This window comes from Vagococcus acidifermentans, from assembly GCF_003987655.1.
In the GTDB taxonomy this organism is placed as follows: Bacteria; Bacillota; Bacilli; order Lactobacillales; family Vagococcaceae; genus Vagococcus_B; species Vagococcus_B acidifermentans.
The window spans coordinates 1-9,128 of record NZ_NGKC01000025.1 but is presented as its reverse complement, the minus strand read 5'-3'; the positions used below and the strand labels follow the sequence as shown (position 1 = coordinate 9,128).

The following is a 9,128-nucleotide window of genomic DNA, read 5'->3' as shown; positions in this document are numbered from 1 at the left end:
AAGACAGACACAAAGTGTGGTGGCGATGGCAGGAAGGATACACCTGTAACCATGCCGAACACAGCAGTTAAGCTTCTTAGCGCCGAGGGTAGTGAAGGGTTTCCCTTTGTGAGAGTAGGACGCTGCCACGCTTTTGTGTTTATCCGGCATAGCTCAGTTGGTAGTAGCGCATGACTGTTAATCATGATGTCGTAGGTTCGAGTCCTACTGCCGGAGTTTTCCTAAAGAGAAGTAGGAATTGGAATCTGGAGAGTTGTCCGAGTTGGCCGAAGGAGCATGATTGGAAATCATGTAGGCGGTAATAACTGTCTCAAGGGTTCAAATCCCTTACTCTCCGTCGTTATTTTTATCATTTCCGGCCCGTTGGTCAAGCGGTTAAGACACCGCCCTTTCACGGCGGTAACACGGGTTCGAATCCCGTACGGGTCATTGAAAGTTTGTGATATCTCAACTTTCACTTAGAATTCTGGTTCCGTGGTGTAGGGGTTAACATGCCTGCCTGTCACGCAGGAGATCGCGGGTTCAAATCCCGTCGGAACCGTTGACTTTTAAAATGGCGCAGTAGCTCAGTTGGTAGAGCAACGGATTGAAGCTCCGTGTGTCGGCAGTTCGATTCTGTCCTGCGCCACTTTTCGGAGGGGTAGCGAAGTGGCTAAACGCGGCGGACTGTAAATCCGCTCCTTCGGGTTCGGCAGTTCGAATCTGCCCCCCTCCATACTTAGGGGTATAGTTTAGCGGTAGAACTACGGTCTCCAAAACCGTCAGCGTGGGTTCGATTCCTACTACCCCTGTGGTACCAATTTTATTATGGCGATTGTGGCGAAGTGGTTAACGCACCGGATTGTGGCTCCGGCATTCGTGGGTTCGATTCCCATCAGTCGCCCTCTTATTGGGGTATAGCCAAGCGGTAAGGCAACGGACTTTGACTCCGTCATTCGTTGGTTCGAATCCAGCTACCCCAGTTTGTGGCGGTATAGCCAAGTGGTAAGGCAGAGGTCTGCAAAACCTTCATCACCGGTTCAAATCCGGTTACCGCCTTTACTTAAAAGTTTAGATTATATTTAGCCGGCGTGGCGGAATTGGCAGACGCGCTGGACTCAAAATCCAGTGCCCGCGAGGGCGTGCCGGTTCGACCCCGGCCGCCGGTATCAGCTAAACATCAACGTTTTTAGACGTTGGTGTTTTTCTTTTTGTCTTGTTATGTATCTGAATGACTACCCATTTGACTACACTTGGCTCATAAAATAAAAATAGCTATGAATGAAGATACGTGGCGCTATAATCTATGGGACCGCAGTCAATTTGACAGAGAATTGCAGAAACTAACAACGGATGAAGGTTTTAGTCATCTTATTATTAAAAACATATGCTATTGTAAAGTACGCAGTCAGATACAATTGTTTCTGTATTTTTATTAATCGCATACTGTTTTTTTATCAGTTTTTACGTATCAGGTCTATCTGCACAATAGCGATACGGCAAGAGGAGCTAATTTATGAGTTTAAGGGGTGGAATGCTCTATCAGTCCCAGCAATAATTATGTCTAGAAAAGGTAATATAAAGCAAAAAAGACATGGAATCATCATGACTCCATGTCTTACAAGGTTATTGTTCATTTGGATCATTTCTGGCATCGTCATGTGTTTCATGGACTGTACCAGGGACATGATCTGGGCCAGCATAGATAGTGTACAGTTTTAGCGGTTCTGTTCCAGTATTTTCTACGTTATGCCAAGTATCTGCGGGAACAAAGATGGCATCGTCAGCTTTAACAGGGGATTCGAAATTCAAATCATCAGCAGTAGGGCCCATTTTACAGATGCCGCTGCCTTGTTCAATTCTTAAAAATTGATCAATGCCGTGATGGATTTCTAAGCCAATGTCATCGCCTGGTTGGATTGTCATGACGGTCACTTGTAATTTTGAGCCAGTCCAAATGGTTGTTCGAAAATTTTCATTTGCGAGTGTCATGCCTTCGATGTCTTCTACAACAGGTTTTTTTCCACGATCAGAAAAATCAAAGTTCATTTTAAAAACCTCCTTATTTGTTAACTTAATGGTAAGCTTTATTTCGATATAAAGAAAGGTAAATGCCTTACACGACAACGATTATTGTTCTCGAATAGAATAAGGTGTGATGAGGACTGACAATATCGTGTAGAGAGAGCACGACTGAAAGAAATTGTTTTTGATGTGAAAATTAGAAAACAAATAAATAATATCAAGTAATTTTGAAAATACGATGTCAATCGAAAATGAAAATGTCCCAAAATGTGGGCTCATATTAGCGCAAGCTTTACTGCGTAAAACTTGCACTACTATGACCGTTATTGGTAAAATAAGATGATTTTATTTTAGGCTGTTTTTTCAGCCTCATAGTCTTCGATTGTACGGTCAATACGTCGAAGGTATCTTTTGAAAGATTCAAGTTTCCATGGATGTGACTGTGGAGGAATATACTTGCGTCTTTCTTTTTTTGTTTCTGGCATCGTATCAAATTCTTCTGAATAGCGTTCATGTGAGTCTAATCTCCTTGTGGTATAAATTTTTTCTGCTATATTGACATAAATATCACCATTAAATGCTTCAATAATTAAGGCTTTAGTCCGTCTCGTGAAATACTTATCGTCGCTGCCTTCCGTAGGAAGATAGAAATTATTTTGATATCTAATATGATGGCCGCTATCCACTTGACGATGGGCCACACGCGCTAATAATAAATTGATTTCCGATTTAGTCGGTGATTTTTCATAGATCGCTTCGCTTGTTTTATTGCCAAACTGTCGATTGAACTTCAAAAGCCACTGGCGTAAAAACTTGTTGGCTTCATCTATACAATTGATCCCAGCCAGTTCAAGTTCAATGGGAAGTCTGGATTGTACCGTGCCGTTTAAACGCTCTATACGGCCTTTCGCTTGAGGAATAGACGAAGTTTTAAGTTCAATTCCTAATTGATGACACGCAAAACCAAACTGTGTCAAGGTATCCTCTTCCACAGCGTTTGTCTGCTTTTTTTTATACTCAAAAACGGTGCGTTTGTCTGTTAGAAAAGCGAGTGGAATCCCTTGATTTGTTAGAATCTGATTGAGTACATGATAATACCCTTTCAAAGATTCTTGTGTATCAAAATAAGCTCCAACGATATTCCCTGAGGCATCATCAATGGCTAGGTGAAGATGAGTCACCTCATTCCCAAACCAATTGTATGAACTGGCATCCATCTGAATCAACTCTCCTTTGTATTTCATTCTTGGTCGACTGGGATGCACTTTCTCTGGTAACTCCAGCTGATCTTCTGCTAAGGGAACCAGGAGGTTCTGTTCGGGTTGCTTTGTTTTGCCTGCTTCTTGACGGATCAATTTCTGGATTCTTTTCCGGGTTTTTCGTTGAGATTTTGGCGACAGGATTTTTTCCTGATATAAAATGTGACGGATGGTTGTGTCTGAATATGAAATGTCATACTCTTCCCGCAATATTTCAGTAAAGTGCTTGACGTTAGGGCGCACTTTAAACTGTTGATAAATCGTGATGATTTGTTGTTTGACGTGATCAGGTACAGCATTCTTATGTTTGATGCCTCTGTTTTTATGTGCAAAGGCTATTTTCCCTTTCTCTTTATATGCTTTCACTAATCGATTGATCTGTCTTATTGATAAGTTTAGCTCAATGCTGGCCCTGACTTTTTGTTTCTTTTTTTCGGCCACAGCTTTAATCACTTTATATTTTTTGGTTTCATTCATTGTTAGTAGTATCCTTTTCATATGACTAGTTTATCATTTTGGGACATTTTGTCTTTCGACCTACTTAGGACATTATCACTTTCGAATGATAAATATCAATTAATTTTGAAAATACGATTGACAAAATTAGTTATTTCATATAGAATGTGAAGTTGTAGTGCTTCTTATCTTTGATGGCGATAGTGTTGTTTTATTCCAGATGAAAGTTATACTTTGGCTGTTTAAGATTGAGGAGACGGGATGTTTTTATAAATAGGTTCCTTAGCTCAGTTGGGAGAGCACTACCTCGACAAGGTAGGGGTCGCTGGTTCGAGCCCAGTAGGGACCACTAAGCCAAACACTTGTGTATCAAGTGTTTGGCTCTTTTTTTATATTCACTATCATATTACCGTTTTTGAAAATGTCGGCATTTAAGGTAAAAGGCTACAATTTTATATATTCAGCCAACTTGCTGATTATTTTTTAACGTGCTTATAGCTGTTTGGTTTGACTATCAGCATATCCTAAGCGATTGACTGCTTCTTTGGTATAATACAGTTAAAGGGAGAGGAAGCTAAATGAGCAAACGCACATATTATGTTAAAAAAACAGACACTTATCATACGTACGAATTTTTGGAAGAAAGGCAAGATGATCCTAAATGGCGAGAAGCTTTTCTGGCAGCCCGAAGAAGCCGCAGATTGAAGCTTTTTTTCAGTTTTCTGTTGTTGATTGCTGTTTTTCTGGGAACTGGTTACTGGTTTTTTTACATGCAGAATGATGATAGTCAAAATTTAAGCAGCAGTCAGGAAAGCTCGGGGCTTGCTGCTAGTCAGCAAGCGGTTGTCAGCTCGGAGCAGGTAGTTTCTTCTACCAGTTCAGCTGATGATGAAAGTATCTCGCAGGAAGCCAGTCAGCGTGATTCTTCCCAACAAGATCTGAATCATTTTGTGGTGAGACAATATACTGTTGATGAACAAGCCGTGATGACTGAGGAGTTTTTAAATTGGGCATCAGGCAGGGCGGAGATTGGTGGGATGGCGGTCAACAGTGACTATTTTGGTCATGGGGCAAGCGGAATTGGTGATTGGTATGCTCCAACAGCGGATGGTCCGATTCTTGTTCAACAGCAGCACCCTGACGGCAGGCCAGGGTTCGATTATTATTCGATTCATGCATTAGGTGGTGTGATTTTTTATTACTCAGTCTACGGGACAACTGGAAGGACTGATGAAGTGAACAGTCAGAACGGCAGTTTAGCCGAGGGCTTTGCTAATGTTGCCGATAACAGCAAACCAATAGTCAAATATATGTTGTGTGATAACGGCGTGGTTTATGAAATGAACAGTACGGGAGCGTATTCTGATGGATTTCAAGTAGCAGATGATGAGGGGAATTTTAGTTCCGGTTCAAATGGCGGAAATAATTTCAGGGTATCCGAAGACAATGCCGCACAGCAGGAGTGGCAACGGATTTTATCGAAATATCAATAAGCTAGAGTCTATGATTATTGGTATCATTCAACATCGCAGTTAAAGTTTGCAGCGGAAAAGCTAGTGTCGCTTCAGAAAAATTATGAAGCGGCACTGCTTTTTGTTATTCGCTTGCAAAATTTGTGAAGGAGTTCAAATTTTAAGGAGATGCCGGTTGAGTGTTCAATCACTGTTTCTCTTAACTGTTTGCTGACAATGCATTTGTTAAGGTTTTAAAGATACCAGCTGATTTTCCGCTGATGCTGTGGTCAAGTACAGCAAAATGAACGTGGCGGAATTGCTGTTTAAAGTCTCCGGTCAGCAGCTTGTACCAGATATCAGCAATTGTTTGCGGGTCGTTTCCAAACACACCGCAGCCAAAAGCGCCTAAAATCAGAGTGTCATCCCCAGTGTGATGGAAGATGGCCAAAATTCTACCCATCCGGCGTGCCATGATGTGTTCGGCTGCGCTTGTGTCTTCACCAACAGCGGCTGCTTGTCTGAGATTGACAGCAGGAATGGTCAAAACAGAAGCCGTTACCGGCTGGTCTGTCAGAGCTAATGTGTCTTCGCGAAAAAAGACGGTATCCGGGGAGTAAATCGCATTGTCGGTATATATCAATGATGGATTGCGGCGATTGATTTGATAGTACGCTTGATGGGCAAGTTGTGTTTGGTAAAGGTTGCTGGCGATTGCCAGAGCTTCTTCTTGTGCGACGGCACCAGTGAAAAAATTGCCTCCGGGGTCGACTGCACTGGCAAAATTCAAGACGCCGATGTTCTCAGTATGATTGTGTGCTAAGCGGAATATGGCATCAACAGTTGATTCGTTTGCAAAAGTATAACGTGTCTGAAAGTCGTTGTTGCGGCTTGTCAGCTGTTCTTCAGCGGGAATGAACCGGCTGTTGTCAAGGGAGCGTGCCAGTTGTTGTTTGAGAGAAATTGTTTTGCCTTGGACGGTGTATTCACCGTTTTCCAAAATCGTTAATGTCTCTGCGGCAATGTCTTTTCTAGTACGGTGTCCCATAATGACATGTCTCCTTTCTGTGTGTAATGGTCATCATATTCGGGTGAAAAAACGAGCCTCTTATCACATCTATCCTAACATATTTGTGGGATAAAGGACGAGCAGGTCTTTTTTTGAGCTGTTTTTTCTGTCGGATTATGAGAAAATATTAGTTGAAGACATGATGGGATGATAAGGGAGGATAATTCAATGCGCGAAATAAAGACGCTTCAAGCGGAAATTGTGGCAAATAAAAAAGCGAAAGGGTTCAATACAACCAATTTGGAACGAGAATTCTTACTACTTTACGGGGAAATTAATGAAGCGTATGAATCCTTTTTGAAACATGACGGGCAGCTTGGTGAGGAGTTGGCTGATGTGGCGATTTATTTGTTAGGATTGGCTGAGCTGACAGGGGTAGATTTGGGGAAAGAAATCGAACGGAAAATCGCAATCAACCGCAAACGGCAGTATGAAAAACGCTATGAATTCATGTCGCGCCTCTCAGACGAGGCCGACCACTAGAATGGAGGATACTGCGAGATGGCTTTTCACTCAATGCGGCTGACATTTCAGTCAATCACACATGATGCTTAAAGGCTGGGGAAAGATACTTTCCGATACGGGCATTATGAACTGGGTTTAGTGAATAAACGATCAGTATCAAGCATACGGACACAGCTGCTGGCTGCTCAACGATAGAAAAACCTCGCGGACAATAGGGATGGACGGCGTATTGCTGGAGGAAATCATGGGAGAAGCTGTTTTAGAGGTGGCTTATGTCATAAAAGAACCTTTTCAGGGACAAGGTTATGCCACTGAAAGGCTGCAAGCATGCATCGGGATAATTTTTCATCAAATCTGCGCACCACGCTTTGTGGTACAGTGTGCTGTTGAAAATGTTGCGTCGTGCAAAGTAGCAGACATGTATCGTATCGTGTGTATGAAATGAAGCAAGAAAACTGGCTCTGTCAGAAATTCCCTCAATAATCTGGCATTCCGGGGGTTGTTCGGTGTAAAATGGAAGTAGAGAGACAGTGTCTGAAGAAATAGCAAGCGATGCGGAAATTGAAAAGGAGGAGCTATCATGAGGATTGTTCAGGCAGATGAGCGTCATGCAGAGGAACTTGCTGTTTTGGCTCAGCAGTTGTGGCCCCATCAGACAACTGAAGAGTGGGCTTCGGAAATAAGTATGTTGTTAAAGAATGACAGGTAAGTCTTCTTTATGGTAATGGACAATCACAAGCCGGTTGGTTTTGCACACTGTTCTGTGCGAGTTGATTATGTGGAAGGCACACACACGACACCGGTTGCTTATTTGGAAGGTATTTATGTAGACCGTGCGTTCAGAGGCAATGGACTGGCAGGTAAGCTGCTTCAATATTGTGAAAACTGGGCTAAGAAAAAAGGCTGTACGGAATTTGCCAGTGACTGTTCGCTTGATAATGTGTCCTCATATATCTTTCATAAAAAAATGGGGTTTTCAGAGGTTCAAAAAATTATTTGCTTTACCAAAGATATCAGTTGAATAAAAGCGGTTGTGGAACAGTGAGATTTTTGTTCTGCAGCCGCTTTTTTTAAACTAATAGGAAAGTATCAAATTTAAAAGAGAGCGTTGACTAACAATGTTTTATCAATGCCTATATGATTATATTAAGCACATAGTTAAACAGCAAAATCATTTAAGTTTAGAATGCCGTCTAACTCATTTCTGATGGCATCGTTCAAGTGATGAGATATCATAATAACTAATTTATCTGGTAGATTTAAAATAGCTTTTTCAATTGAGGTAGCCGTCTTTTCGTCCAGGCTAGAGGTACTTTCATCTAATAAAATAATTTTACTATCTCTAACAAGACCTCTTGCCAATGCTAATCTTTGTTTTTGTCCGCCTGAGAAATTATTACCGTTTTCAGTAATAATTAAGTTTAATTTGTCAGCGTAATTAGACAATCCTACAGATTTTAGGACCTCTTTTATTTTCTGATCACTTATGTTGTCTCCTAAACTAATATTTTCTCTAACAGTACCATTGAAAACGTAAGGTTTTTGCTCGATATAGGTTATCTGATTTAGCAAATCAGATGTTTTGATTGCTTCTATACTCGTATTATTTAAGCTAATACTCCCATTTGAGGGTTTCAAATTTTTTATGAGTAAGTTTAAAACAGTTGATTTTCCTGTGCCGCTATCCCCTGATATAGCGTATTTTTTACCTAATTCAAATGTGTAATCAACATGCTTGAAAATAGGCTGATTTTCATTATAACCAAATGCCACATCATTAAATTTTACACCAGATACTATTGGAGGTAACTTTTGAAAATCATCTTCATTAATGTCAACTACTTCAGCAGTATTATTTATTTTGTCAATCAGAGGTTCCACACTATTAATAGCTGCTATATATTGACTTAAATTTCCGACAGTATTAAAAACACTTGACGATAGTGAACCTGTTGTTGTCAGCATTCCGATTGTTACTTGACCTAATAAAGCAAGATAGCCCGTGAGCGCATAGGAACTTATTTGACCAATAACGTTTCCTAGTCCGCCTATAATTGCTACTTTAGCCATAAAATACGTCTGAGTATTTTTAGCTTGTTCCAAATTAGAAAATTCTTTTTTCAGCTCTGTTACAAGATAACTTAAATTATTAAAAATAAAAAATGTACTAAAGCCGGATAACAAATTGGTTGTTTTTGAGACAAATGAATGATTGGATTCAGCAATTCTTACAGTAGCTTCATTCATTTTATGGTATGGCAACCCCTTTTTTGACAAAATTTATAAGGTGTCGTTCCTTTTATCATGTTATCCGATTGCCCTTGACAGCGAGCCTCCCCGTCTGTGAGTTTTCACGATCAGCTTCCCAGCTTTAAAAAGTCAGGATCGTTTCCGTGACGGTATCACAGACGGGCTCACTATCAA

At 40.9% G+C, this 9,128-nt stretch carries 9 protein-coding genes, 12 tRNA genes and 1 rRNA gene; 18 read left to right on the top strand and 4 right to left on the bottom strand.

The window, feature by feature from the left end; genetic code table 11:
• Positions 1-15: 15 nt before the first annotated feature.
• From rrf to CBF27_RS13740, 12 genes are all read left to right on the top strand, one after another.
• Positions 16-131 (top strand): 5S ribosomal RNA (gene rrf, locus CBF27_RS13795).
• 11 nt (positions 132-142) lie between these two features.
• A tRNA-Asn gene (locus CBF27_RS13790) sits at positions 143-216 on the top strand.
• A gap of 31 nt (positions 217-247) precedes the next feature.
• Positions 248-337: transfer RNA gene (locus CBF27_RS13785), tRNA-Ser, on the top strand.
• Between the two features lie 20 nt (positions 338-357).
• Positions 358-429: transfer RNA gene (locus tag CBF27_RS13780), tRNA-Glu, on the top strand.
• A 39-nt stretch (positions 430-468) separates the two neighbouring features.
• Positions 469-541, top strand: a tRNA-Asp gene (locus tag CBF27_RS13775).
• A gap of 14 nt (positions 542-555) precedes the next feature.
• Positions 556-628, top strand: a tRNA-Phe gene (locus tag CBF27_RS13770).
• Between the two features lie 6 nt (positions 629-634).
• Positions 635-715, top strand: a tRNA-Tyr gene (locus tag CBF27_RS13765).
• 5 nt (positions 716-720) lie between these two features.
• A tRNA-Trp gene (locus CBF27_RS13760) sits at positions 721-791 on the top strand.
• Positions 792-810: 19 nt separating this feature from the next.
• Positions 811-883 (top strand) — tRNA-His (locus CBF27_RS13755).
• A gap of 7 nt (positions 884-890) precedes the next feature.
• Positions 891-962: transfer RNA gene (locus CBF27_RS13750), tRNA-Gln, on the top strand.
• A gap of 5 nt (positions 963-967) precedes the next feature.
• Positions 968-1,038 (top strand) — tRNA-Cys (locus CBF27_RS13745).
• Between the two features lie 26 nt (positions 1,039-1,064).
• A tRNA-Leu gene (locus CBF27_RS13740) sits at positions 1,065-1,148 on the top strand.
• Between the two features lie 457 nt (positions 1,149-1,605).
• Here CBF27_RS13740 and CBF27_RS13735 read toward each other — a convergent pair.
• Together CBF27_RS13735 and CBF27_RS13730 are read right to left on the bottom strand one after the other, a co-directional pair.
• The gene (locus tag CBF27_RS13735; RefSeq protein ID WP_126815280.1) at positions 1,606-2,028 is read right to left on the bottom strand and encodes a cupin domain-containing protein; all 423 of its coding nucleotides are present in this window, start codon (positions 2,026-2,028) and stop codon (positions 1,606-1,608) included.
• Positions 2,029-2,354: 326 nt separating this feature from the next.
• Positions 2,355-3,740 (bottom strand): ISNCY family transposase, encoded by a 1,386-nt coding sequence (locus CBF27_RS13730; protein WP_126815278.1) that lies wholly within the window; start codon positions 3,738-3,740, stop codon positions 2,355-2,357.
• A gap of 255 nt (positions 3,741-3,995) precedes the next feature.
• On the opposite strand from CBF27_RS13730, the gene CBF27_RS13725 reads away from it, so the two are divergent.
• Both CBF27_RS13725 and CBF27_RS13720 read left to right on the top strand, forming a co-directional pair.
• A tRNA-Val gene (locus CBF27_RS13725) sits at positions 3,996-4,068 on the top strand.
• A 229-nt stretch (positions 4,069-4,297) separates the two neighbouring features.
• On the top strand, positions 4,298-5,212 hold the full coding sequence (locus CBF27_RS13720; protein WP_126815276.1) for a hypothetical protein: 915 nt from the start codon (positions 4,298-4,300) through the stop codon (positions 5,210-5,212).
• A gap of 178 nt (positions 5,213-5,390) precedes the next feature.
• On the opposite strand, the gene CBF27_RS13715 is transcribed toward CBF27_RS13720, so the two are convergent.
• Positions 5,391-6,218 carry a TIGR02452 family protein gene (locus CBF27_RS13715; RefSeq protein ID WP_126815274.1) on the bottom strand — a complete coding sequence of 276 codons (828 nt, stop codon included), beginning with the start codon at positions 6,216-6,218 and terminating at the stop codon, positions 5,391-5,393.
• A 189-nt stretch (positions 6,219-6,407) separates the two neighbouring features.
• On the opposite strand from CBF27_RS13715, the gene CBF27_RS13710 reads away from it, so the two are divergent.
• From CBF27_RS13710 to aac(6'), 4 genes are all read left to right on the top strand, one after another.
• Complete coding sequence (locus tag CBF27_RS13710) at positions 6,408-6,722, top strand: nucleoside triphosphate pyrophosphohydrolase family protein (protein WP_126815272.1); 315 nt, start codon at positions 6,408-6,410, stop codon at positions 6,720-6,722.
• Between the two features lie 124 nt (positions 6,723-6,846).
• Entirely contained in the window at positions 6,847-7,149 is a 303-nt protein-coding gene (locus CBF27_RS13705) for a GNAT family N-acetyltransferase (RefSeq protein WP_342774796.1), read from the top strand.
• Between the two features lie 135 nt (positions 7,150-7,284).
• Complete coding sequence (locus tag CBF27_RS14515) at positions 7,285-7,413, top strand: hypothetical protein (RefSeq protein ID WP_281273710.1); 129 nt, start codon at positions 7,285-7,287, stop codon at positions 7,411-7,413.
• A 15-nt stretch (positions 7,414-7,428) separates the two neighbouring features.
• The gene (gene aac(6') / locus CBF27_RS13700) at positions 7,429-7,725 is read left to right on the top strand and encodes an aminoglycoside 6'-N-acetyltransferase (RefSeq protein WP_211334675.1); all 297 of its coding nucleotides are present in this window, start codon (positions 7,429-7,431) and stop codon (positions 7,723-7,725) included.
• A gap of 137 nt (positions 7,726-7,862) precedes the next feature.
• Here the strand turns inward: aac(6') and CBF27_RS13695 are convergent, their stop codons facing one another.
• Positions 7,863-8,951 (bottom strand): ATP-binding cassette domain-containing protein, encoded by a 1,089-nt coding sequence (locus CBF27_RS13695; RefSeq protein WP_126815268.1) that lies wholly within the window; start codon positions 8,949-8,951, stop codon positions 7,863-7,865.
• Between the last annotated feature and the right edge of the window lie 177 nt (positions 8,952-9,128).

What these genes read in the sequence shown, in the direction of transcription:
- CBF27_RS14515 (WP_281273710.1), top strand. Translation starts at nt 7,285, where the DNA reads ATGAGGATTGTTCAGGCAGATGAGCGTCATGCAGAGGAACTTGCTGTT.
- CBF27_RS13715 (WP_126815274.1), bottom strand. Translation starts at nt 6,218, where the DNA reads ATGGGACACCGTACTAGAAAAGACATTGCCGCAGAGACATTAACGATT.
- CBF27_RS13730 (WP_126815278.1), bottom strand. Translation starts at nt 3,740, where the DNA reads ATGAATGAAACCAAAAAATATAAAGTGATTAAAGCTGTGGCCGAAAAA.
- CBF27_RS13710 (WP_126815272.1), top strand. Translation starts at nt 6,408, where the DNA reads ATGCGCGAAATAAAGACGCTTCAAGCGGAAATTGTGGCAAATAAAAAA.
- CBF27_RS13720 (WP_126815276.1), top strand. Translation starts at nt 4,298, where the DNA reads ATGAGCAAACGCACATATTATGTTAAAAAAACAGACACTTATCATACG.
- CBF27_RS13695 (WP_126815268.1), bottom strand. Translation starts at nt 8,951, where the DNA reads ATGAATGAAGCTACTGTAAGAATTGCTGAATCCAATCATTCATTTGTC.
- CBF27_RS13735 (WP_126815280.1), bottom strand. Translation starts at nt 2,028, where the DNA reads ATGAACTTTGATTTTTCTGATCGTGGAAAAAAACCTGTTGTAGAAGAC.